General features: G+C 68.3%; 17 protein-coding genes. 12 read left to right on the top strand and 5 right to left on the bottom strand.

All coding sequences use genetic code 11. From position 1 onward, the window contains the following. The first annotated feature begins 56 nt into the window (after positions 1-56). From ACW174_RS08455 to queG, 3 genes are all read left to right on the top strand, one after another. A complete protein-coding gene (locus ACW174_RS08455; RefSeq protein WP_492017202.1) occupies positions 57-977 on the top strand; it encodes a cation diffusion facilitator family transporter in 921 nt (306 codons plus the stop codon). Between the two features lie 71 nt (positions 978-1,048). Then, on the top strand, positions 1,049-1,732 hold the full coding sequence (fzlA, locus tag ACW174_RS08450) for an FtsZ-binding protein FzlA (protein WP_492017201.1): 684 nt from the start codon (positions 1,049-1,051) through the stop codon (positions 1,730-1,732). A 42-nt stretch (positions 1,733-1,774) separates the two neighbouring features. After that, on the top strand, positions 1,775-2,809 hold the full coding sequence (gene queG, locus ACW174_RS08445; protein ID WP_492017200.1) for a tRNA epoxyqueuosine(34) reductase QueG: 1,035 nt from the start codon (positions 1,775-1,777) through the stop codon (positions 2,807-2,809). Here queG and bamJ read toward each other — a convergent pair. Together bamJ and ACW174_RS08435 are read right to left on the bottom strand one after the other, a co-directional pair. Continuing rightward, positions 2,806-3,336 (bottom strand): BamJ family beta-barrel-assembly machinery protein, encoded by a 531-nt coding sequence (gene bamJ, locus ACW174_RS08440; RefSeq protein ID WP_492017199.1) that lies wholly within the window; start codon positions 3,334-3,336, stop codon positions 2,806-2,808. The genes queG and bamJ overlap by 4 nt on opposite strands. Further along, positions 3,317-4,519 carry a threonine ammonia-lyase gene (locus tag ACW174_RS08435; RefSeq protein ID WP_492017198.1) on the bottom strand — a complete coding sequence of 401 codons (1,203 nt, stop codon included), beginning with the start codon at positions 4,517-4,519 and terminating at the stop codon, positions 3,317-3,319. The genes bamJ and ACW174_RS08435 overlap by 20 nt, the downstream gene beginning before the upstream one ends. A gap of 137 nt (positions 4,520-4,656) precedes the next feature. On the opposite strand from ACW174_RS08435, the gene ACW174_RS08430 reads away from it, so the two are divergent. The 3 genes from ACW174_RS08430 (at position 4,657) to ACW174_RS08420 (ending at position 6,195) form a co-directional block, all read left to right on the top strand. Further along, complete coding sequence (locus tag ACW174_RS08430; protein WP_492017197.1) at positions 4,657-5,172, top strand: hypothetical protein; 516 nt, start codon at positions 4,657-4,659, stop codon at positions 5,170-5,172. A 56-nt stretch (positions 5,173-5,228) separates the two neighbouring features. Next, complete coding sequence (locus tag ACW174_RS08425; protein WP_492017196.1) at positions 5,229-5,876, top strand: BA14K family protein; 648 nt, start codon at positions 5,229-5,231, stop codon at positions 5,874-5,876. Positions 5,877-5,997: 121 nt separating this feature from the next. Next, a complete protein-coding gene (locus tag ACW174_RS08420) occupies positions 5,998-6,195 on the top strand; it encodes a hypothetical protein (protein WP_492017195.1) in 198 nt (65 codons plus the stop codon). Between the two features lie 190 nt (positions 6,196-6,385). Here ACW174_RS08420 and ACW174_RS08415 read toward each other — a convergent pair whose 3' ends face one another. The 3 genes from ACW174_RS08415 to rplU form a co-directional block, all read right to left on the bottom strand. Further along, a complete protein-coding gene (locus tag ACW174_RS08415; RefSeq protein WP_492017257.1) occupies positions 6,386-6,919 on the bottom strand; it encodes a GNAT family N-acetyltransferase in 534 nt (177 codons plus the stop codon). A 167-nt stretch (positions 6,920-7,086) separates the two neighbouring features. Beyond that, positions 7,087-7,374, bottom strand: coding sequence for a 50S ribosomal protein L27 (gene rpmA, locus ACW174_RS08410; RefSeq protein ID WP_492017194.1), 288 nt, complete (start codon positions 7,372-7,374; stop codon positions 7,087-7,089). Positions 7,375-7,466: 92 nt separating this feature from the next. Continuing rightward, positions 7,467-7,970, bottom strand: a complete 504-nt coding sequence (gene rplU / locus ACW174_RS08405; protein ID WP_492017193.1) for a 50S ribosomal protein L21 — start codon at positions 7,968-7,970, stop codon at positions 7,467-7,469. Positions 7,971-8,431: 461 nt separating this feature from the next. On the opposite strand from rplU, the gene ACW174_RS08400 reads away from it, so the two are divergent. The 6 genes from ACW174_RS08400 (at position 8,432) to ACW174_RS08375 (ending at position 25,241) form a co-directional block, all read left to right on the top strand. Then, positions 8,432-14,995, top strand: a complete 6,564-nt coding sequence (locus tag ACW174_RS08400) for a cadherin-like domain-containing protein (RefSeq protein WP_492017192.1) — start codon at positions 8,432-8,434, stop codon at positions 14,993-14,995. A 264-nt stretch (positions 14,996-15,259) separates the two neighbouring features. Continuing rightward, the gene (locus ACW174_RS08395) at positions 15,260-21,154 is read left to right on the top strand and encodes a beta strand repeat-containing protein (protein WP_492017191.1); all 5,895 of its coding nucleotides are present in this window, start codon (positions 15,260-15,262) and stop codon (positions 21,152-21,154) included. 113 nt (positions 21,155-21,267) lie between these two features. Next, positions 21,268-21,927, top strand: coding sequence for a hypothetical protein (locus ACW174_RS08390; RefSeq protein WP_492017190.1), 660 nt, complete (start codon positions 21,268-21,270; stop codon positions 21,925-21,927). A gap of 83 nt (positions 21,928-22,010) precedes the next feature. After that, a complete protein-coding gene (locus ACW174_RS08385; protein ID WP_492017189.1) occupies positions 22,011-22,982 on the top strand; it encodes a cation diffusion facilitator family transporter in 972 nt (323 codons plus the stop codon). A 135-nt stretch (positions 22,983-23,117) separates the two neighbouring features. After that, on the top strand, positions 23,118-24,239 hold the full coding sequence (locus tag ACW174_RS08380; RefSeq protein WP_492017188.1) for a CobW family GTP-binding protein: 1,122 nt from the start codon (positions 23,118-23,120) through the stop codon (positions 24,237-24,239). Positions 24,240-24,275: 36 nt separating this feature from the next. Then, the gene (locus ACW174_RS08375; RefSeq protein ID WP_492017187.1) at positions 24,276-25,241 is read left to right on the top strand and encodes a WD40 repeat domain-containing protein; all 966 of its coding nucleotides are present in this window, start codon (positions 24,276-24,278) and stop codon (positions 25,239-25,241) included. Positions 25,242-25,491: the final 250 nt, after the last annotated feature.

Here is a 25,491-nt window from a genome sequence, read left to right as displayed (position 1 = left end):
AACGCCGGTCCGCGCGAACCCTTGGCAGGAACACGGCTTTCCGCGACAAGGCGGACATGAGCGCCTCCTCCCTCGACGACGTCCACGCCGCAACCCGCAGCGTCACACGACTGTCGGTCGCCGTGGCGGTCATCCTGATCGCGCTGAAAGCCTTCGCGCTGGGGGCTTCGGGCTCGGTATCGATCCTCGCCTCGCTGGCCGATTCCTCACTGGACCTGATCGCCTCGCTCGCGACCTTCTTCGCCGTCCGCTGGGCCGCCGCCCCGCCGGACGAGGATCACCGTTTCGGCCACGGCAAGGGCGAAGCGATGGCTGCGCTGGTGCAGGCCGGTCTGGTTTTCGCCTCCAGCGTCTTCATCGGCTGGGAGGCCATCCAGCGCCTGTTCGACCCGCGCCCGGTGACGTCCGGATACTGGGGCGTGGGCATCATCCTGATCTCCATGGGCCTGACCGGTTGGCTGATCTGGCGGCAGAGCCGGGCGATACGGTCCAGCGGCTCGGTCGCCGTGGCCGCCGACCGCGCCCACTACGCCTCGGACCTGGCGGCCAACGCCGTGGTGCTGATCGGCGTCGGATCAGGCGCCTTCCTGTCCGCGCCGGGGCTGGACGCCGCCGCCGGCCTGGTCGTGTCGGTCTGGCTGTTCTGGGGCGCGACGGGGGTGTTGCGCGAGGCGGCCGACCAGCTGCTGGATCGCGCCACGCCGGACAGCGACCGGGCGACGATCACCACCACCATACTGAGCGATCCGCGCATCACCGGCGTCCATCGCCTGCGCACCCGCCAGACCGGGCCGGTGACGGTGATCCAGATGCATGTCGACATGGCGCCGACCCTGACGCTGGCGGAGGCGCACGACATTCTGGACGAGGCGGAAGCGCGACTGCTGGCGCTGTGGCCCTATGCCGACATCATGATCCACCCCGACCCGCGCGGCGCCCCGACAGCCGAGCCGCCGAAAAAGGGGCCTTGGACCTGACGGCCTGATTCCGGACGTTTGGGCGCGATGACTAACGCGCGCTTAACGGCCTTGGGCGCATGGACTGCTGAATGTCCGTCTCGGTTCTGTTTCACTTCGCCTTCGATCCTGCCTCACGCGCCGCGCGACTGGCGCTGGGCGAGGCCAAGGTCGTGTTCGAGGAAGCGGCGGTGCGTCCGTGGGAGCCCGACTGCCCGGTCGCCGGGCTGAACCCGTCCGGGATGCCGCCGGTGCTGCAGACCACGGCCAACGGGCGCGTGCTGACCCTTTGCGAACAGAACGCCATTCTGGGCTGGCTGGAGGACCGCGACCGCGAGCCTTTCCTGCTGTCCGCCGATCCGGGCGAGCGGGGCGAGACGCGGCGGCTGGTCGGCTGGTTCGATCGCCGCTTCACCGATGAGGTCGACGCCGTCCTGCTGCACGAGCGGATGGAGAAGCCGCTTCTGCGGCTGGGGCCGCCCGAAGCCCGGGCGCTGCGGGCCGGGCGTGAGGCGCTGCGCGGCCACCTGTCCATGCTGGAAGCCCTGCTGGGCGAGCGGGACTGGCTGGCCGGCCGGCGTATGAGCCAGGCGGATATCGTGGCCGTGGCCCACCTGTCGATCCTGGACTATTTCGGCGAGCTGTCCTGGGCCAACTATCCGGCGCTCAAGACCTGGTACATGAAGCTGAAGTCACGCCCCTGCTTCCGCACCCTGCTGTCTGACCGCTTCCCGGGTGTGGCGGCGGCGGCGCATTACACCGACCTCGATTTCTGAGGCCGGGCCGCCGCCCTGAAAATGGGCTAGAAGCCGTCGCGAATGGCTGACCCCAAAGACACGATCAGAGCCGCCGCCGCCGACCTCGGCTTCGAGGTCTGCCGGTTCGCGTCGGCGTCCGAGCCATGGAGCGCGGGCGAACGGCTGGCGCATTTCGTCGAGGCGGGGCGGCATGGCGACATGGGCTGGATGGAGACGACGCTGGAGCGCCGGGCCCACCCGACCGCCATGTGGGCGGGCGCCCGCACCGCCATCGTTCTGGGCCTGAATTATGGACCCGAGCACGACCCCCTGCCCGAGTTGGCCGACCGGTCCAACGGCTACATTTCCGTCTATGCGCGCGGTGACGACTATCACGAGGTGATCAAGGGACGGCTGAAAACGCTGGCCGGACAGATCGCGGCGCGGACCGGCAAGGAGGTGAAGGTGTTCGTGGACACCGCGCCGCTGATGGAAAAGCCGCTGGCGCAGCGCGCGGGTCTGGGCTGGCAGGGCAAGCACACCAATCTGCTGTCGCGCAGCCACGGCAACTGGCTGTTCCTGGGCGTGATCCTGAGCGCCGCGGAGTTTGAGCCGGATGCGGCTGAGGCCGAACACTGCGGCAGTTGCACCGCCTGTCTGGACGCCTGCCCTACGCAAGCCTTCCCCGCGCCGTTCCAGCTGGATGCGCGGCGGTGCCTGTCCTACCTGACCATCGAGTTCGCCGGCCCCTGGCCGGAGGAGTTCCGGGTAGCGACGGGCAGCCGCATCTACGGCTGCGACGACTGCCTGGCGTCCTGCCCATGGAACAAGTTCGCGGCCGCCGCGAAGGAGGGCCGGGTGCAGGCGCGCGACAGTCTGGTGTCGCCCCGGCTGGCCGATCTGGCGGCGCTGGACGATCCGTCGTTCCGGACACTGTTTTCGAAGAGCCCGGTCAAGCGGATCGGCCGCAACCGCTTTGTGCGCAATGTCCTTTACGCCGTCGGCAACAGCGGCGACCCGGCGCTGATCCCCGCGGCGCAGGCGCTGCTGGACGACCCTGATCCGGTGGTGCGGGACGCGGCGGAATGGGCCACGTCCCGGCTGGATCAGGATTAGGCGTTCGCGGTCTGGACGACGGCGTGGCCGCCGGGGACGCGGGCGATATCGAGCAGTTTCAGGCGGAAGACCAGCACGCTGTTGGCCGGGATTTCAGGCGAGGACTGCTCGCCATAGCCCTTCTCGGCGGGCAGGTAGATGACCCACTCGTCACCGGCCTTCATATGCTGCAGCGCCTCGGTCCAGCCGCTGACCACGGTGTCGAGGGTGAAGACAGCGGGCTTTCCGCGCTCATAGGAGCTGTCGAACACAGTCCCGTCGGTCAGGGAGCCTTCGTAGTCGACACGGACCAGATCGTTGCTGTCGGGGCTTTCGCCGCCCGCGGGACCGGACTCGATGACCTTGTACTGGATGCCGCCCGGCAGGGTCTGGACCCCTTCCGCCTTCGCGTTCTCCGCGAGGAAGGCCTGACCGGCCGCGAGGTTGGCGTCGGCGTTGCCGCCGGCCGCTTTTGGCGTGCGGTCGCAGGCGGCGAGGGCTGCGATCATGGCCAGCGCCGCAGCGCCCTTAACCCATCCGGAGTTCATAGCCCGCACCTTCAAGTCCCTGTCTGATTTCTTCAGCATGCGCCTCGCCGCGGGTCTCGACCATGATGTCGAATTCCGCGCCCTTGGCCGGCACGTCCAGCGCCAGCCGGTTGTGCACCACGTCGATGATGTTGCCGCCGAGGCCGCCGATCACGGCGCTCATCTTGGACAGCATGCCCGGGCGGTCATCGCCCAGGATGCGATAGACGATCAGCCGCTTCTCGCGCACCAGTTCGCGGTTCAGGACCACGGCCAGCATGCGGGCGTCGATATTGCCGCCGCACAGCACCAGCCCGACCTTCATCCCCCTGAAGCGGTCCGGATAGGCCAGCATGGCCGCGAGGCCGCCCGCGCCGGCGCCCTCGGCGACCGTCTTCTCCAGCGTGGCGTAATAGGCGACCGCCCTCTCGAAGTCCGCTTCCTGACAGACGAGAATATCCTCGACCAGGGGATCGGCGATGGCGAAGGGGATGTCACCGACGGCCTTGATGGCGATGCCCTCGGCGATGGTCTGGCCCCCGCATTTGGGGGTCGCGCCGGTGCGGCGGGCGCTGAACGAGGGGTACATGGCCGCCTCGACGCCGAAAATGCGGATGTCGGGCTTCATCGCCTTGGCCGCCAACGCCGAGCCCGCGATCAGGCCGCCGCCGCCGATGGGAATGATCAGGGCGTCGAGGTCCGGCGCGTCCTCCAGGAACTCCAGCCCGCAAACGCCCTGACCGGCGACGATTCCCTCGTCGTCGAAGGCCGAAACGAAGACGAAGCCTTCCTCATCACGCAGGCGATGCGCCTCCTCGGTGGAGCCCGAGAAGTCCAGTCCCTTGATGACCACGGTCGCCCCGTGCGCGCGGGTGCCGTCCGCCTTCACGAAGGGCGTGCCCTCGGGCATGACGATGGTCACGGGAATACCCAGACGCCCGCCGTGATAGGCCAGGGCCTGGGCGTGATTGCCCGCGCTGGCGGCCACGACGCCGCGCTTGCGCTCATCCGGCGTCAGCTGCAGCAGGCGGTTCAGCGCCCCGCGCTCCTTGAACGACCCCGTGAAATGCAGGTTGTCGAACTTGATCCAGACCTCGGCCCCCGTCAGCTGGGACAGGCGGCGGGAGTGGCGGACGGGCGTCCGGTCGACCTGACCGGCAATCCGGTCCCGTGCGGCCAGAATATCGTCAAACGTGACTGTCATGGACGTCCCCTATAGCCGGTCTCGCGCCGGTTTGTTGCGCGCTTTTGAACCACGCTTCGGACCGTCGCAACCTTGACCTTATGGGGGCGTTGAGGGTCTGATCCGACGTTCGACCCGAGCCCCCACGGAGAGAGCCCATGTCCATCGCCCGATCCCTTCTCATCTTCGGCGCCGTCGCGGCGGCCGGAACCGTTCTGGCGGCTTGCGAGACCGTGCCGTCCGGTCCGTCGGGCATGGCCGGTCCCGCCGCCTTCCGAACCGACGACTTCAACTGGTCCACCGGCTCGGGCCGCGCCTCCATCGAGGGGCGGGTCGACTACCGCCGCGATGGGCAGGCCTTCAGCTGCACCGGCTCGGTCGCCCTGACCCCGGACACCCCCTATACCCGCGCCCGCTTCCGCACCCTGTACGGCTCGACCGACCGGGCTGCGATCCCCGAAGCCATCGTGCGCGCCCGCACCGTGGCCGACCCCAATGCGGATTACCGATCCTTCGTCCGCTCGGCCACCTGCCGGGACGGTGTGTTCGACTTCGTCGGCCTGCCCGCCGGGGGCTGGTTCATCATCGCCCCGGTCAGCGCCGGCGGCGAGCGTGTGGTGCTGATGCGCCATGTGGACACCCGGACGAGCCGAATCGCCGTCACCCTGCCCTGAGACTTCCCAGTTCCGTCTTCCGAGGCCGCGTATCGGGCCGCCCTGGAGAATTAACCATGCGAGCCTGCCTCCTGATCGCCGCCGCCGGTCTGGCCTTGGTCGCGGCGCCCGTCGCCGCACAAACCTGGACCAACGGCGGTTACGGCCATGAATACGGAAACAGCGGCTATTCTGGCGGCTATGATCCGGACGGCGGGCGCTATTACGCCTCGCGCACGCGCTCCAACGCCGTGCCGTCCAATTTCGACTGGCGTAGCCAGCTGGACCGGCCGGGCGACTATCGCTGCGATCGGTTCTGGGACGCCGACCGGGATGATTGCGGCGCCCGCTGGCGCGACCAGCGCGACCGGGTCAGTCCGCAGGCGCGCCGCGAGTATCGCGCTTTGGCGGGCTATCGCTACGAAGACCGCACCTATGGCGACGAGCGGTACAGCCGCTACGGATATGCGCCACGCCGGGGCTACGGGTTGCAATACTACAGCTCGGGCTACGGTTATGGCGGTCATGGCCAGGGCGGCACGGCCTATGAAGGGGCCTATGGCCGTCCGGACGTGGTCTACCCCGGCGGCGGCTATCATGGCGGCGACCGGACCGGCGGGCGTGACGCGCGACGCATGGACTGGTGTCGGGCGACCTACCGGTCCTACGATCCGCGCAGCGGCTATTACCGGGCCTACAGCGGCCAACTGGTGTGGTGCGGCTGATCACCTTACAGGGTTCATCCGATCACGGATGTGTGGGTGAGCGGCGTTCGCCATTTTTTCGCCCGGCCTGACCCGCTTCGCTCAACTTCGCCCCATCCGGGCGCAGTCGAGGGGGAGCGTCATGTCCCAGCACAATATCTCCGGTTCCGAAGTCTTTGGCCCCAAGCCGTTCGTCATCCTGCGCGGCATGAAGTCCAGCGGCCTGCGCCGCCGCAAGAGCGCCCGCACCCTGACCGCCTTTATCGCGGGCGCGGTCGTGGCCGTGGTCGGCGGCGCGGTGGCGCTGGCCGCGACGCTGGGCTCGACGCTCTTCGGCTGAGCCGAAGAACGTCTTTTTGTTGGGCCGCGGTCCGAAGGCTCCGCCTTCTCGACCCGACGCGGCCTGGCGTTTCGCGCCCGCTTGATCCGGCAGCCACACAGGTACTGCGCCACGCGTTTGGCCGGCGCGTAGCGCACGGCCGCGTCGGGTCGGGAGGTCCCCGGAGGGGCCGACGGTCCGCGGCCGGAAATTAGGGCAGCCAGACCATGCGGCGGGTGTGGGCGTCGGCGCCGCGCGCGCGGCTGAACCCGGTGCGGACCTCGCCCGTGTACAGGAAGCCCGCCTTTTCCAGCACGCGACCTGAGGCCGGGTTGTCCGAGAAGTGGCCCGCGACCAGGGCCCGGCGGCTCCATTTGCGGCTGGCCCAGGCGACGCCGGCGTCCAGCGCCTCGGTGGCGTAGCCCCGCCCCCAGTACGGACGCCCGATCCAGTAGCCGACCTCCGGCCCGACATCGCCGTCCTCGAACAGGCCGAGGACGCCGACCGGACCGTGGTCCTCATGCTCGATGAGAAAGGTGCGGGCGCGCGCCGGATCCTGCCCGGCGACCGCCAGCACGAACGACTCGGCGTCCTCGTTGGAGAAGGGATGCGGCATGCGCAGGGTCATGCGCGCGATGGCGGCGTCATTGGCCAGCTGGGCCAGACGCGTCACGTCCTGGGCCTGCGGCGCGCGCAGCGCGAGGCGCCGCGTCTCGACGACGGGAGAGGGTTCGATCACGCACATGACACGCCTCATTCGGAACTCACCACCTCCTTGGAGGGCTCGGGCGGTGTTCGAGGCGGGGAACGAAAACGGGGAGCCTGGTGATCCAGACTCCCCGCGGAATATTTTCCCTGGTCCGGATCGGGGCCCTTGGGGGCCGACGCGATCCGGGTTTTGTTCCGTATCGCTTACTCGGCGGCCGCGGCCTGCTGGGCGTCGTCATTCGCGGCGAGAATCGACACGTAACAACGGCCATTGCCTTTTTTGGTGAATTTCACGGCGCCGTGGGTGAGCGCGAACAGGGTGTGATCGCGGCCCATGCCCATGTTGTCACCCGGGTGGAAGGTCGTGCCGCGTTGGCGCACGACGATGTTGCCGGCCAGCACGCGCTCGCCGCCGAACTTCTTCACGCCAAGGCGTTTCGACTCGGAGTCGCGACCGTTACGCGACGAACCGCCTGATTTCTTGTGAGCCATCGTAACTCTCTTCAGCTTCGCATCCGGCGCCTCCAGGCGCCTGATGCCGTCATTCTATCACAGTCGCGCCCGGAAGGCGCGGGTTCGAAATCCTAGGCTTCGTCGGTCGAAGCGGCGGCGGCCTTCTTGGCCGGGGCCTTCTTCGCGGCCGGAGCCTTGGCGGCCTTGGGAGCCGGAGCGGCTTCCTCGGTCGCTTCAACGCGCGGGGCCAGACCACGGGCGCGAGCGTTCATCTCGAGCTTGGTCAGGACTTCGGTCTTGCCTTCCCACTTGGCGGTTTCGCCGGCGCCTTCGATGCCGGTGATGCGCAGGACCGATTCCATCTGGCGGTGGCCGTTGGTGCGGCGGTAGCCCTGACGACGGATCTTCTTGAAGATCTTGATCTTCTCACCCTTGCGGGTTTCGACCAGCGTCGCGGCGACCGAAGCGCCGTCGATCAGCGGGGCGCCGAGGGTGATGCCCTTGTCGCCGCCCAGCATGAGGACTTCACCGAAGTTGACGGCAGCGCCAGCGTCGCCGTCGAGCTTCTCGACCACGATCACGTCGCCCGGTTGGACCCGGTACTGCTTTCCGCCGGTCTTGATCACCGCGTACATGTTGAAGCCTCAGCGTAAACGCAAAAAAGAATAGCGCCCGGCGGGGACCCCCGGCGGGCGAAGAGCGGCGACATATACGGAAGGGGTCCGTTGAGTCAACGCGGACGGGGAAAAAAGGACGCCGCACGCCGCGTTTCGGGCCTTCAAACAAAAACGCCTGTTTCTGATCTGGCTCCGAAACACCATCCGCATCGGCCTTCCAAACGCGCCGTCGACCAAATCCTCAACGCCGCCCGAGCGATACGTAAAAGTCCATAGACGTCGATCATCCGGCCACGGGCCAACTCGCGCATCACCGCCGCTCGCAGCCTCCCGAAGTCGTGGATTTGAAGAGTTGCCACCTTCAAAGAACTGCGTTCTAGGTTCGCCCGGACCGTTCGCGGGGGACGGGGCGCGCCGGCCGCAAGCCGGACCGCGGATCGCGAGGGTCGCACCCCCGCATCGTGGGAGGGACCACAGCCATGCCGATCCTGTTCACCAACGGCGATAACGAAACCGACGGCGGCGCCCTGGAGCTGGACGGCCTGTCCTACATCACGTCCACGGACGTGGGGGGCACGACCTATGTCTTCGCTGCGGGCGGCGTGGACAACGGCATCAGCGTCTTCTCCCTGGGCGTCAACGGCGCCCTGACCCCTGTCTATAATGTCACCGACAGCGGGGCCATGAACATGGTCGGCGTCAGCGGCCTGACCACTATCACCTCCCAAGGCAACACCTACCTCGTCGCCGCAGGATCGGGCGATAACGGGCTCAGCGTCTTCCGGGTCAGCGTCGGCGGCGCCCTGACGCCGGTTTTTGATGTGACTGACGGCGGGGCCCTGAACCTGGGCGGGGTGTCGCGGGTGACCTCGGCGACCGTGAGCGGGAACGCCTATGTGTTCGCGGCGGGGACCAACGATGACGGCATCAGCGTCTTCCGCGTCAGCGGCGACGGGACGCTGACCTCGGCCTTTGATCTGGCCGACAACGGCACGACGGAGCTGGACGGCGTCAAGGGCATGACCACCGCCGTGATCGGCGGCAACACCTACCTGTTTGTCGCGGGCGGCGTCGATGACGGCGTCAGCATCTTCAGCGTCGCCGCCGACGGCAGCCTGACCAACACCTCGAACGTCACCGACGACGCGACCCTGAGGCTGGACGGGGCCAGCGACGTGGCCACCGCGGTGGTCGGCGGCGTCACCTATCTGTTCGTCACCGGTGCGATCGATAACGGCGTCAGCGTCTTTTCGGTCAACAGCTCGGGCATCATGACCAATGTCGCCAATGTGGGCGACAGCGCCGCACTCCGCCTGGCCGGCGCCTCGGGGATCGCGGTCACCACCGTCGGTGCGACGACCTATCTGACGGTCGGCGGGTCCGAGAACGGGGTCTCGACCTTCCGCGTCAATGCAGGCGGCAGCCTGACGTTCATGGAGAACATTGACGACGCGGGTTCGCGCGAGCTGGCGGGGACGACCACGGCGCACACCGCCTCGGTCAACGGCACGAACTTCATCCTCGCGGGCGGCGCCGTTGATGACGGCCTGAGCACCTTCGGCCTGCGCCCCACCGGCCAGCTCTGGTTCACCACCGAGGGCGGCGACAGCGACACCCGGATCGTGCGGGTCAACAACGACGGCTCCAGCCAGACCGTCAACATCGACAACAGCCCGGCCACCGATCCCCTGCCCAGCAGCTCCATGGCCGATATCGGCCTGGACACCGCCGCCGGCTTCTATTTCGGCATGGCCAACAGCGGCATCTTCGGGGACAACGCCTTCCTGGTCCGTGGCGTGATCGGCAGCTCGGCCGCGCCTACGATCGTCGTCGATTTTTCGGACGACGTGATCACCAACGGCATGCAGGTCGATACGATCAACCACCGCATCTATGTCGGCTACCAGGACGGCAGCGGAGCGGCCCCGGCGAACACGGGCATCCGCGTCTACAGCTACAACCCGCTGACCGGAGCCCTGACCGATAACGGCTTCCTGGTCACCTCCGCCTCCGACACGCGTGGCCAGGAGAGCGGCTTTGACCTGCTGGATCCGATGGACTTCGCGCTGGACGCCACCATCGGCCGGATGTTCTACACCGAGAAGCTGAACGGCGGCGCGACCTCGGTCGGCCTGTTCCGGCTCGACCTGTCCAACCCCAACACCACAACCCAGCTGGTCAGCCAGGCCCAGTTCCCGGACGACGGCTCCAGCGGCTACATCCAGGATGTCGAGGTCGATACGACCACCGACCTAGTCTACTTCACCACCCAGTCCAATGCGCCCTCTCCCGGCGGCGGTTACAACGCCGGCCAGAACGCCATCTGGTACATCAGCGAGAACGCGTCGAGCGGCACCGCCGTCAAGGTGACCCTCGTCGGCGGCCTCGGCAATTTCTATCCCGGCGACATGACGTTCGATCAGAACCTGCGCCAGATCTACGTCGAATCCGAGGGTCAGGGCGGCGTCAGCTCCGATGACGTGATCTTCGTCTTCCAGCTGGACAGTGCGGGCACGACCGCGACCCTGATCAACACCATCACCCCCTCGCCGGCCTTCGGCAGCACAGCCGCCAACATCCAAGGCATGACGTTCGCCAACGTCGCCACCCTGAACGGCATCAACGGCACGGCCTCGGTCATGGCCGAACAGGCCGGCGCGGGCACCGTCGTGCTGACCGGCGCACCGACGATCACCGACTTCAACGGCGGCCACCTGACCGGAGCCTCGGTGCAGATTACCGGCGGCCGTTTCTCATCCAACGAAAACAGCACCGCCGACGACCATCTGGCCTATGGCGCGGCGCTGCAGATCTCCGGCCTGATCGCCGGCACCAACATCACCGTCAGCTGGAACGCGGCGACCGAGACCCTGAACCTTTCCGGCTATGACACCTTCGCCAACTATCAGGCGGCCATGGCGGCGATCCGCTACTACGCCACCGGCGACAACCCCACGAACTACGGGCTGAACACGACCCGGACCCTGACCTGGACGATCCGCGACGGCACGCCGGACATTCCCGCCGGCAGCGTCAACACCGCCTACAGCCAGATCACCCTCGCGGCCGTCAATGACGCCCCGGTCAACGGCACGGTGTCCAACGCGACGGGCAACGAGAACAGCAGCATCGCCGTCACCGGCCTGCAGATCAGCGACGTCGACGCCAACCCGGCGCTGCAGACCATGACGGTGACGCTGAACGTCTCGAACGGCGTCCTCACCCTGCTGACCAATGTCGCCAATGGTCTGACGGCCGGCGACATCACCGGCAACGGCACCGGCGCGGTGACCATCAGCGGCACGCTGAACCAGATCAACGCCACCCTGGCGGGCGTCGGCGGCCTGACCTACCTCGGCGACACCGGCTATTCCGGCACGGACACCCTGACGGTGGTCAGCAATGACGGCGGCGGCGCCGGTTCGGGCGGCGCACAGTCCGACACCGACCTCTATACGATCACCATCATCGGCGCGAACGATGCGCCGGTGGCGACCGGCCCCGCGACCCTCGCCGCGGTCAACGAGGACACCGCGGCGCCGGGCGGCCAGACCGTTTCGACGATCTTCGGTTCACACTTCTCCGACGACAACGGCGACACCCTTGCCGGAGTGGCCATCACCGGCAACGCCGCCTCGAGCCAGGGCGTCTGGCAGTATTTCAACGGCGCCTGGACGACCATCGGCTCGCCCAGCGAGAGCTCGGCCCTGGTGCTGGCGGCCGGGACGCTTGTGCGCTTCCTGCCCGCCTCCAACTTCAACGGGGCCACGCCGGAACTGACCGCCTATCTGATCGACAGCTCGGGCGGGGCGGTGACCACAGGCTCCCTGCTGGACGTCAGCGTCAACGGCGGCGTGACCCCGTACAGCGACACCAGTCTGCAGCTCGGCTCGACGGTCACGGCGGTGAATGACACCCCGACCGTTCCGGGCACGGCCGTCACGGTGGGGGCCACCGAACAGGTCGCGGCGACCCTGCTGGGATCCGTCACGGTGTCCGATGTCGACCTGGGCGCCCGCAACGGCGGCAACGGCGACTTCTCCGGCGCCAGCTTCACCGTCCAGCGCGCCTCTGCCAACGCCTTCGACGCCTTCAGCGTCTCCAGCGGCGGCGGCTTCACGGTCAGCGGCAACGCCCTTCAGGTCGGGGGGCTGACCTTCGCCACCTTCGCCAGCGTCGGCGGCGTCCTGACAATCAGCTTCACCAGCGCGGCGACGACGGCGACCACCGCTCTGGTCAACGACGTCATCAACCACATCACCTACGCCAATACGAGCGATGCCCCTCCCGGCAGCGTGACCCTGAACTATACGCTGAACGACGGCGCGCCCGGCGCCGGCCAGGGCTCCGGCGGGTCAGCCAGCGCCGGCGGTTCCGTCATCGTCAACATCACCGCCGTCAACGACGCCCACACGGGCGGCGCCAGCATTACCGGCACGGTCGCAGAGGACAGCGTCCTGACCGCTGTCGCGACCCTCGCCGATGCCGACGGCATCGGCGCCCTGCACTACCAGTGGCAGCGCGATATCGGCGGCGGCTTCGTCAACGTCGGCGCCGACCAGGCGACCTATACGCTGGGCGACGGCGATATCGGCGGCGTGGTCCGCGTGGTGACCTACTACACCGACGCCGGGGGCACGGTGGAATCGGCGACCAGCGCCGCCACGGCCGTCGTCAGCGCCAGCAACGACGCCCCGACCGGCGGCGTCTCCGTGACCGGGACGGCGACCGAGGATCAGATCCTCACCGCCGACACCTCGACCCTGGCGGACTCCGACGGCATCGGCACGCTTCACTATCAGTGGCAGCGCGACACGGGCTCGGGCTTCGTCAACGTCGGGACCGATGTGTCCAGCTACACGCTCGGCGACGCCGACGTCGGCGGCGTGGTCAGGGTGGTCGTCAGCTACACCGACGGCCAGGGCTTCGCCAACAGCGTGACCAGCGCCGCCAGCGCCACGATCTTCAACGTCAACGACGCCCCGACCGGCGGCGTCTCGATCACCGGCACGGCGACCGAGGATCAGGTCCTGACGGCCGACATCTCGACCCTGGCCGACAATGACGGCCTGGGCACGCTGCACTACCAGTGGCAGCGCGACACGGGCTCGGGCTTCGTCAACGTCGGAACTGATCAGGCGACCTACACGCTCGGCGACGCCGACGTGGGCGGACAGATCCGCGTGGTCGTCTACTACACCGACGTCGGCGGCACGGTGGAGGTCGTCACCAGCGCCACCACCGGCGCCGTCGCCAACGTCGAGGACGCGGCGGTCGCGCAGAACGACGCTTTCTCGACGGTGGAGAGCGCGTCCGTCACCGGCGACCTGTTCGACAACAACGGCTCGGGCGTGGACATCGATGTGGACGGTCCCGCCCTGACCATCGCGGCGGTGAACGGTTCGGCGGCCTCGGTCGGGGCCATCATCACCCTGGCCTCGGGCGCCCTGCTGACGGTCGATGTGAACGGGGTCTACACCTACGATCCGAACGGTCGCTTCAACGCCCTGCCGGGCGCGGGGTCCGGCTCGGTCAACACCGCCACCGACACCTTCACCTACACCCTGGCGGGCGGGAACACCGCGACCGTCACCGTCACCATCAACGGTGAATCCTCTTCGACCGGCGACGTGCTGGTCGGCACCGGCGGTGACGACACCCAGAGCGGCGGCGCGGGCAACGACACCTTCGTCGGCGGCGCGGGCAATGACAGCATCACCGGCGGCGGCGGCATCGACACGGTCACCTACGCCGGAGCGAGCGGCGGCGTCTTTGTGCGTCTGGCCAATGGCGATGCGCCGAGCGACGGCTCCGGCGGCACGGACACCCTGTCCGGCATCGAGAACGTCACGGGTTCGGCCTTCAACGATGTGCTGGCCGGCGACGGGGTGAACAACACCCTGCGCGGCGGCGCCGGCTATGACGTGCTGGTCGGCAATGCCGGAAACGACATCCTGTTCGGCGGCTCCGGTGCGGCGAACGAACTGTACGGCGGTACGGGCGACGACACCTATTATACGGACGCCAACGACACGATCGTCGAACTGTCCGGGGAGGGCGTCGACTCGGTCGTCACCACCCAGAGCGTCTTCCGGCTGGCGAACAACCTGGAGCGTCTGTTCTACCAGGGCTCGGGCGACTTCACGGCGTTCGGCAATGCCGAGAACAACACCCTCGTCGGCGGCGCCGGCAACGACTACCTGAGCGGCGGGGCCGGCTATGACGTCCTGATCGGCGGCGGCGGCAACGACACCCTGCTGGGCGGTAGCGGCGCGGCCAACGAACTGTACGGCGGTCTGGGCGACGACACCTTCATCGTCGACGCGGACGACACCATCATCGAGCAGGCGGGCCAGGGCAGTGACACCGTCCGCACCTCGCTGACGGCGTACAATCTCGGCGCCCATATCGAGAACCTGATCTACACGGGCGTCAGCGACTTCGTCGGCAGGGGCAATGACCTGGCCAACATCGTCAACGGCCGCAGCGGCAACGACATCCTGACGGGCGCCGGCGGCAACGACACCCTGAACGGGGGCGACGGTCGCGACACCGCCGTGCTGCGCGGCGTCGCCGCCGACTACACCATCACCTATGTCTCCGGCTCCACCTGGACGGTCACCGACACCGTCGGCGGTCGCGACGGCGTCGATACGATCACCAACATCGAGGCCCTGGCGTTCAGCGACGGAACCTTCCGCGTCCTGACCCCGCCGCCGCTCGCGCCGGCGCCCGCGCCGATCCTGTCGGACGAGGATGTGGGCGCCCGGCTGGTCCGCCCGGCCCTGTCGAGCGGCGACGTCGCCCTGACCCTCGGCGACGACGACGGGCTGACCCTGCCCACGCTGACCCACGACGACTTCCTGTTCGCCAAGGGCGGCGACCGGGGGCCGCAGGTGCAGCCGGGCCTGCCGGACGGCGGCGAGCCGCTGGTCCTGCCCGCCGAGGATCTCTTCGGTCGCGCGGGCCACAGCCTCACCCCCCAGCCGGAGGTGGACGGAACCATGCTGGTTCATCCCCCGCACGACGACTGGATGCTGTGAGCGATCGCGCGCGGCCGGGGCAGGAAAATTGACGCCGGGGTCGCTCCCGGCCCGGCCTCCAGAAGGCCGCCGCAGCCGCCACACCCGCACTGGTTGCCTGAAAACAGTCGCCCGCAGGGGGAAAGCGCGGCCAAGTTCTAGCGTGACCGTAATCTGCAGTTGCCTACGGACGTCGCTTAAGATTTAGGTAACAATGCGTAGCGTCCGGAGGGGATGCTGCCTGCCTGACGACGCACGCCTGTCAGGCTTCGGGAGGGAAAAGAGATGCCGACGACCTGGACCACTGTGACGGATCCCATCGGGGACACGGGCGCCTTCGACAGCCGCATGATCTTCGGCGACTTCGACGGCGATGGCGACATCGACATCCTTTTCCAGAACGGCAACACCGCCGGCGCCGGCATCGGCTACATGCAGAACAACGGGAACGGGTCGTTCACCACGTTCACCGACGCCACCTCGGCCGGTTCGATCTTCCAGGGCGTGGACCTGTCGGGCCGCCAACTCACCCCGCAAAACTTCTTCGTTCTGGACTTCGATGGCGACGGCGATCTGGACATCCTGGACCGCACGTCCAACACGACGACCTTCTTCCTGAACAACGGCAACGCCGGCTTCACCCGCATGGCCGATCCGATCCCGGACACCGGCAGCTTCGACCAGCGCATGGTCTGGGGCGACTTCGACAACGACGGCGATGTGGACGCCCTCTACCAGAACGGCAACAGCGCCGGAGCGGGCATCGGCTTCCTGCGCAACGACGGCGGCCTGACCTTCACCAACTTCACCAGCGCCGCAGCCGCCGGCACGCCCTTCACCGGCGTTGACTTCATCGGCCTGCAGATCACCACCTCGACCTTCGTGATCGACGTCGATGACGACGGCGACAAGGACATCATCGATCGCGGCACGACCCAGGTGCTGTACCGCAACGACGGCGGCAGCTTCACCCGCACGACCGATCCCCTGGCGGACATCGGCAACTTTGACGCCCGCATGGTCATGGGCGATTTCGACAGCGACGGCGACACCGACGTCATTTACCAGAACGGCAATACCGCCGGGACCGGCTTCGGCTATTTCCGCAATGACGGCGGGACCTTCACCAACTTCACCAGCCTGACCGGCACGCCGTTCGCGGGCCTGGACCTGACCAGCCAGCAGCTGACGACCTGGACCGCCGTGGACATCGACGGCGACGGCGACGTGGACATTGTCGACCGCGACCAGGCCGGCGGCGGTCTGGTGCTGTACCGCCAGAACGGCGCCCCGCCGACCCTGGTTTCCGCCAGCCCGGCCGATAACGCCACCGGGGTGTCGACCACGGCCAACATCACCCTGACGTTCAGCGAAAGCGTCTCCAAGGGCGCCGGCAACATCTATCTGTACCGCGGCGACGGCGTCCTGCTGGAGACGATCAGCGTCGGCTCGGCGCAGGTGACCGGCTCGGGCACGACCTGGACCATCGACCCGTCGGTGACCCTGGCCGGCCTGACCAACTATTACGTCCGCATGGACCAGGAGACCTTCGCCGACGCTGAAGGCGCCGTGTTCGCGGGGATCAACAACAACACGACGCTGAACTTCACCACCCAGTCGACCAACACGGCCCCGACCTTCGGCAATCTGAACGGCGACACGGCGGCGTTCACCGAAGGCACGGCCGTTCGTCTGGACACCGGCGGCAACGCCACCGTCGCCGACGCCGAACAGGCCAATTTCAACGGCGGGACCCTGACCGTCGCCATCACCGCCAATGGCGTCAGCGCGCAGGACGTGTTGGGCGTCGCCAATATCGGCACGGGCGCCGGCCAGATCAGCGTTTCGGGCGCCAACATCTCGTATCAGGGCGTCCAGATCGGCACCTTCACCGGCGGTAGCGCCGGCGCCAGCCTGGTCATCACCCTGGATGGCGACGCCACCCCGGCGGCGACCCAGGCGCTGGTGCGGGCCCTGACCTACAACAACACCTCGGACGCGCCCAACACGGCGAACCGCACCGTCACCGTCAGCCTGACGGACGGCGCCGGCGGGACCAGCGCGACCCAGTCGGTCACCGTCGGGGTGACCGCCGTGAACGATCCGCACACCGGCGGCGCCGCGATCACGGGAACCCAGGCCGAGAACGGCGTCCTGACCGCGGTCTCGACCATCGCCGATCCGGACGGCCTCGGCACGCTGCACTATCAGTGGCAGCGCGATAGCGGCGGCGGCTTCGTCAACGTCGGAAATGACCAGGCGACCTATTCGCTCGGCGACGCCGACGTCGGCGGCGTGGTGCGCGTGGTGATCTACTACACCGACGCCGGCGGCACCGTAGAGTCGGCGACCAGCGCCGCCTCCGCCGCCATCAGCGCCGTCAACGATCCCCATACGGGCGGCGTCTCCGTGACGGGCACGGCCACCGAAAACCAGACCCTGACCGCCGCCTCGACCCTGGCCGACGTGGATGGCCTGGGCACGCTGCACTATGACTGGCAGCGCGACACCGGATCCGGCTTCGTCTCGATCGGCGCGGCGGATCAGTCGACCTACACGCTCGGCGACGCCGACGTCGGCGGCGTGGTCCGCGTGGTCGTCAGCTACACCGACGGCCAGGGCTTCGCGGAATCGGCCACCAGCGCCGGCACTGCCGCCATCGCCAACGTCAATGACGCGCACACCGGCGGGGCCTCGATCACGGGCACGGCGACCGAGGACGGCGTCCTGACCGCCGTCTCGACCATCGCTGACGCGGACGGCCTCGGCACGCTGCACTATCAGTGGCAGCGTGACGCGGGCGGCGGCTTCGTCAACGTCGGCGCCGATCAGGCCACCTATACGCTGGGCGACGACGACGTCGGCGGCGTCGTCCGGGTGGTGATCTACTACACCGATGACCAGGGGACGGTGGAATCCGCCACCAGCGCCGCGACCGCCGCCATCGCCAACGTCAACGACACCCCGACCGGCGGCGTTTCCGTCACGGGGACGGGGACCGAAAATCAGGTCCTGACCGCCGACACCTCCACCCTGGCCGACAACGATGGCCTGGGCACGATCCACTACCAGTGGCAGCGCGATACGGGTTCCGGCTACGTCAACGTGGGCGCCGATCAGGCCACCTACACCCTCGGCGACGCCGACGTGGGCGGCGTTGTCCGCGTGGTCGTCAGCTACACCGACGATCAGGGCACGGCGGAGGCCGTCACGTCCGCGGCCACCGCGGCCATCACGGCCGTAAACGACGCGCACACCGGCGGCGTCTCCCTGACGGGCACGGCGACCGAGAACCAGGTCCTGACCGCCGACACCTCGACCCTGGCGGACGCGGATGGTCTGGGCACGCTGCATTATGACTGGCAGCGCGACACCGGCTCGGGCTTCGTCTCGACCGGCGCGGCCGATCAGGCCACCTACACCCTCGGCGACGCCGACGTGGGCGGCGTGGTGCGCGTGATCGTCAGCTACACCGACGGCCAGGGCTTTGCGGAGACGGCGACCAGCGCCGGCACCGCCGCCATCAGCAACGTCAATGACCCGCACACCGGCGGGGCCACGATCACGGGGACCTTCGCCGAGGACGAGGTGCTGACGGCGGTCTCGACCATCGCGGACGCGGACGGCCTGGGCACGCTGCATTATCAGTGGCAGCTCGACGTCGGCGGCGGCTTCGTCAACATCGGCGCCGATCAGGCGACCTACACCCTCACCGACGCCGACGTCGGCGGCGTCGTCCGCGTGGTGATCTACTACACCGATGACCAGGGCACGGTGGAATCCGCGACCTCTTCCGTCTCGTCCGCGGTCACGGCGACCGACGATGCGCCGACCGGCGGGGTCTCCCTGACCGGCACGGCGACAGAGGATCAGGTCCTGACCGCCGACACCTCGACCCTCGCCGACGCCGACGGTCTTGGGACCCTCCACTACGACTGGCAGCGCGACTCCGGCTCGGGCTTCGTCTCGATCGGCGCGGCCGATCAGGCCACCTACACCCTCGGCGACGCCGACGTGGGCGGCGTGGTCCGGGTGATCGTCAGCTATACGGACGGCCAAGGCTTCGCCAACACCGTGACCAGCGCCGGCGCCGCGGCGATCAGCAACGTCAACGACGCCCTGACCGGCGGCGTCACGATCACCGGGTCGGCGACGGAAGATCAGGTGCTGACCGCCGACGCCTCGACCGTGGCCGACGCCGATGGCCTGGGCACGCTGCACTACCAGTGGCAGCGCGACACGGGCTCGGGCTTCGTCAACGTCGGCGCCGATCAGACGACCTACACGCTCGGCGACGCCGACGTGGGCGGCGTGATCCGGGTCGTGGCCTACTACACCGACCAGAACGGCACGGTGGAATCGGCCACCAGCGCCACCACCGGCGCCGTCGCCAACATCGAGGACGCGGCGGTCGCGCAGAACGACGCTTTCTCGACGGTGGAGAGCGCGTCCGTCACCGGCGACCTGTTCGACAACAACGGCTCGGGCGTGGACATCGATGTGGACGGTCCCGCCCTGACCATCGCGGCGGTGAACGGTTCGGCGGCCTCGGTCGGGACCCAGATCGTGCTGGCCTCGGGCGCCCTGCTGACGGTCAACGCCAACGGCACCTACAGCTACGATCCGAACGGTCGCTTCAACGACCTGCCGGGCGCGGGGTCCGGCTCGGTCAACACCGCCACCGACACCTTCACCTACACCCTGGCGGGCGGCAACACGGCCACGGTGACCATCACCGTCAACGGCGAAGCCTCGGCCACCGGCGACGTGCAGGTCGGCACCGGCGGTGACGACACCCAGAGCGGCGGCGGGGGCAACGACACCTTCGTCGGCGGCGCGGGCAATGACACCATCACCGGCGGCGGCGGGGTCAACACCGTCACCTACAGCGCCGCGCCGACCGGCGTGATCGTCCGCCTGAACCACGGCGACGTGCCCAATGACGGCTTCGGCGGCGTGGACACCATCTCCGGCGTCCAGAACGTGAGCGGCACCGCCTTCAACGACACCCTCATCGGCGAAACCGGTTCGAACACACTGATCGGCGGCGCCGGCTATGACGTGCTGGTCGGCCTGGGTGGAAACGACATCCTGTTCGGCGGCTCCGGCGCGGCCAATGAGATGTACGGCGGCACGGGCGACGACACCTATTATACGGACGCCAACGACACGATCGTCGAACTGTCCGGGGAGGGCGTCGACTCGGTCGTCACCACCCAGAGCGTCTTCCGGCTGGCGAACAATCTGGAGCGTCTGTTCTACCAGGGCTCGGGCGACTTCACGGCGTTCGGCAATGCCGAGAACAACACCCTCGTCGGCGGCGCCGGCAACGACTACCTGAGCGGCGGGGCCGGCTATGACGTCCTGATCGGCGGCGGCGGCAACGACACCCTGCTGGGCGGTAGCGGCGCGGCCAACGAACTGTACGGCGGTCTGGGCGACGACACCTTCATCGTCGACGCGGACGACACCATCATCGAGCAGGCGGGCCAGGGCAGTGACACCGTCCGCACCTCGCTGACGGCGTACAATCTCGGCGCCCATATCGAGAACCTGATCTACACGGGCGTCAGCGACTTCGTCGGCAGGGGCAATGACCTGGCCAACATCGTCAACGGCCGCAGCGGCAACGACATCCTGACGGGCGCCGGCGGCAACGACACCCTGAACGGGGGCGACGGTCGCGACACCGCCGTGCTGCGCGGCGTCGCCGCCGACTACACCATCACCTATGTCTCCGGCTCCACCTGGACGGTCACCGACACCGTCGGCGGTCGCGACGGCGTCGATACGATCACCAACATCGAGGCCCTGGCGTTCAGCGACGGAACCTTCCGCGTCCTGACCCCGCCGCCGCTCGCGCCGGCGCCCGCGCCGATCCTGTCGGACGAGGATGTGGGCGCCCGGCTGGTCCGCCCGGCCCTGTCGAGCGGCGACGTCGCCCTGACCCTCGGCGACGACGACGGGCTGACCCTGCCCACGCTGACCCACGACGACTTCCTGTTCGCCAAGGGCGGCGACCGGGGGCCGCAGGTGCAGCCGGGCCTGCCGGACGGCGGCGAGCCGCTGGTCCTGCCCGCCGAGGATCTCTTCGGTCGCGCGGGCCACAGCCTCACCCCCCAGCCGGAGGTGGACGGAACCATGCTGGTTCATCCCCCGCACGACGACTGGATGCTGTGACGCGATCGCGCGGGCGGCCTGAACGCCGCCCGCGCCTCCGGCTTCAGAACCCCGGCTCAAGAAAAACGGCGCCGGGGCTCGACTGTTATAAAGTAACACGCTAGAGGACGCGCATGTCGCCGTCCGATCTGGAACAACCCATCCTGCTGTCCCTGCTGGGGACGGGCTTCGCGACGGCCTTCCTGCACGCCGCCCTGCCGACCCACTGGCTGCCCTTCGTGCTGGTCGGGCGGGCACAGCGCTGGAACCTGCCGCGCGTACTGGGCGCGGTCAGCGCCGCGGGTCTGGCCCATATCGCCACCACCGCCGTGGTCGGCGGCCTGATCGTCATGGCCGGGCTGGCGTTGGACCAATGGATTTCGGGTCTGCTGCCGCACATCGCGGCGGTGATGCTGTTCCTGTTCGGCGCCTTCTATCTGGCCCGCGCCACCCTGCGCCGCCCCCAGCTGGCGGGCGGCCCCGAGCTGGACCTGCCCGAGCCGTCCGTGTCCCATACCGCCGCCTTCCTGGGGCTGGTGGTGATGATGGCCGTGTCGCCGGGCGAGGTGCTGCTGCCCATCTATCTGTCGCAAGCCACGGAAGGCCTGCTGGTGCTGGGCGCCCTGACGGTGGCCTTCGCCGCGGGAACGGTGGCCGGAATGGCGGTCTTCACCCTGCTGGCCCGGGCCGGATGGTCGGTGCTACGGCTGGAGCGCTGGGCCCGCTACGAGGGCGCCATCCTGGGCGTGGCCCTGATCCTGATCGGTCTGCTGGTGGTCTTCCACCAGCACTGACGGTGAAAGGTTATACATTTACATTCAAGACCTTAGGCGGGGCGCCGTTTGACGGTCCACGCGCCGGGGCCTAAGGACGCGGCATGGCCCACGGACACGATCACGCACACGATCCCCACGATCATGACCATGGCGCCCACGCGGGGCATGGCCACGGCCATCCCCCCCACGGTCCCGGCGGACATCACCACGGGCCGGTGGACACCGGAGACTGGCGCTATGGCGTCGGCCTGATCGTCAATCTGGGGTTTGTCGCGGTCGAGTTCGGCGCCGGAATCCTGAGCGATTCCACAGCCCTGATGGCCGACGCCGGGCACAATCTGTCGGACGTGCTGGGCCTTGCCATGGCGGGGGGCGCGGCCTGGCTGGCGCGGCGCACCGCCGTCGCCGCCAAGACCTATGGCTACGGCAAGGCCACGGTGCTGGCCGCCCTGTTCAACGCCCTGCTGCTGATCTTCGCCTGCGGGGCCATCGCCTTCGAGGCCGTCCGCCGCTTCGCCGAGCCCGCCCCGGTCGGGTCGACCACCATCATGATCGTGGCGGGGATAGGCTTCATCATCAATCTCGGCACGGCCCTGCTGTTCATGAAGGACCAGCACAGGGACCTGAACGTGCGCGGCGCCTATCTGCACATGATGGCGGACGCGGCGGTGTCCATCGGCGTGGTCATCGCCGGTGCGGTGATTTTGCTGACCGGCTGGTCGATCATCGATCCCATCGTCAGCATCCTGATCGTGGTGGTGATCCTGCTGGGCACCTGGGGGTTGCTGAAGGAGTCGGTCAATCTGGCGCTGGACGCCGCCCCGCGCGGGATGGATGTGGCCGCCATCCGCGCCGCCTTCCTCGCGCTGCCGGGCGTCAAGGCGGTGCACGACCTGCACGTCTGGGGACTGTCGACCACGGACACCGCCCTGACGGCGCATCTGGTGCACGACCGCGCCGACGCCGACGTCCTGCTGGCCGAGGCCCAGACCCTGGCCCGCAAACGCTTCGAGATCCGCCATACGACGCTGCAGCTGGAAAGCGGCGTTCTGCCGGATTGTCCGGACTGCTGAGAGCCAGCAGGCAGTGGAGCAACCGGGCCTCGGGCCGCCGGTCGCGCCGGCTCGGCGCCGTTCCGTCGGCGATTGCCCGCGCCTCACTTCCTCGCCTCCCTTCACAAACCCGCCGGGACACGCCATTTGCCGCCCATGACCGACACAGCCTCCGCAAACGCCAAGATCCCCGTCACCGTTCTCACCGGCTACCTCGGCGCCGGGAAGACGACGCTGCTGAACCGCATCCTCACCGAGGACCACGGCAAGCGCTACGCCGTCATCGTCAACGAGTTCGGCGAGATCGGCATCGACAACGATCTGGTGGTCGGCGCGGACGAGGACGTGTTCGAGATGAACAACGGCTGCGTCTGCTGCACGGTGCGCGGCGACCTGATCCGTGTCGTGGCGGGCCTGATGAAGCGCCAGCGTCCGGGCAAGCCCGCGTTCGACGCCATCATCGTGGAGACGACCGGTCTGGCCGACCCTGGACCGGTGGCCCAGACCTTCTTCGTGGACGACGAGGTCAAGGCGAAAACCCAGCTGGACAGCGTTACGGCGCTGGTCGACGCCAAACACGTCATGGCCCGGCTGGACGACTCGAAGGAGGCGCGCGAGCAGGTCGCCTTCGCCGACCGCATCATCCTCAACAAGGTCGATCTGGTGTCGGCGGAAGAGCTGGCCGTGGTCGAGAGCCGCCTGCGCGCGCTGAACCCGCTGGCCCCGATCACCCGCGCCGAACGCGCCAATGTGCCGCTGGACCAGATCCTCAACGTGCACGGCTTCGATCTGGAGCGGATCACCGAGGTCCGTCCGGACTTTGTCAATCCGCCGCACGGCGCCGACGGCCATGTGCACGACGATCACTGCGGGCACGACCACCATCACCACGACCACGCCCATGGCCACGACCATCAGGGTCATGACCACGCGCATGGACACGACCACGACCATGGGCCGCGCGGCCATGCGCACCAGGACGACATCAAGGGCATCGCCCTGTCGCTGGACCGTCCGATGGACGGCGCGAAATTCACCCAGTGGCTGGATCGGCTGCTGGGCGAGCAGGGCCAGAACATCCTGCGCGCCAAGGGCATCATCGAGGTGGCGGGCGAGGATCGCCGCCTGGTCTTCCAGGCCGTGCACATGATCCTGGAAGGCGACCTGCAGAAGCCGTGGGGCGAGAAGGAACGCCGCTGGTCGCGCGCCGTCTTCATCGGCCGCGATCTGGACGAGGCCGCCCTGCGCGCCGGTTTCGAGGCCTGCGCCGCGACCTGACCTCGATTTTCCCGGCCGGGACGGTATAGGACCGCCATGACCAGCTTCCATTTTGACGCCCAGCCTACCGCCGCCCTGTTCGACAGGGACGGCGCGGTCTTCGCTCTTGGCGACGGCGCGGTGCGGTTCGAGGACGGCGCCTTCAGCATCGCCCACGACGGAGCGATCCTGTGCGCCTGCGTCCACCCGTCGGGCGAGGGCGTCGTCACCGGCGGCGACGACGGCCGGGTGATCTGGCACCGCAAGGGCGAGGCCGGCCTGCTGGCCACCGCCAAGGGCGCCTGGATCGACGCCATCGACGCCTCGGCCGAGAGCGGGCTGATTGCTTTCTCGTTCGGCAAAACCCTGTCGGTGATCGACTCGAAGGACGCGGGCTTCCGCCGAGACTTCGTGCATGAGCGCACCGTCTCGGGCGTGGCCTTCGAGCCGAAGGGTCGCCGTATCGCGACCTCGACCTACGGCGGCGCAGCGCTTTGGTTCGCGCGGATCGCGGATCAGAAGCCGACCCTGCTGAAATGGGCGGGGTCGCACACCGGCGTGGCCTTCTCCCCGGACGGCGCCTTCATCGTCACGGCGATGCAGGACAACCAGTTGCACGGCTGGCGCCTCAAGGATCAGAAGAACCTGCGCATGGGCGGCTACCCCGGAAAGGTGAAGTCCGTCAGCTTCCTGTCCAAGGGGCAGTTGATGGCGACCTCGGGCGCCCAGGGGGCCGTGTTGTGGCCCTTCGTCGGCGCCAACGGGCCCATGGGCAAGGAAGCCACCGAGATCGGCTTCGACGAGGGCAGTCTGGTGACCCTGGTCGCCTCCACCCCGAAGGCGGGTCTGCTGGCGGCGGGTCTGAATGACGGGCGCGTGTGGCTGGCCGATCCGGCGGGGCAGGGCCTGAACTTCATCAGGGCCGAAAAGGGCGCCGCCGTTGTCGCCCTGGCCATGAGCCCGGACGCGAAGCGGATTGCCTGGGCGGATGAAGACGGCTTCGCAGGTGTCGCCGACACCTGAATCCCGTTCAGGGATGAATTTTTCAAAGCTCTGAAGAAAACCCGGTCAAGGCGTTCACGGGCGCAAATCCCCGCGACGAAAACCACCATTTCTGCGAGTGGCGCTTCACTTTACCCGTTCAGGGTGTATTAGCGATTCTGCGTTATCCCTCGCATCATGTCGCTTGTCACACCTGTTCCCGGCTTTCTCGGATTGGACATTCCACCTCGCACGGAGGCGCGCGTTCGCCCCGCGGCGCAGCCGGTCTCGA

The organism is Brevundimonas sp. AVps31, assembly GCF_058681355.1.
Note: the sequence above shows the minus strand (reverse complement) of the source record. Positions and strands in the feature narration are given on the sequence as shown.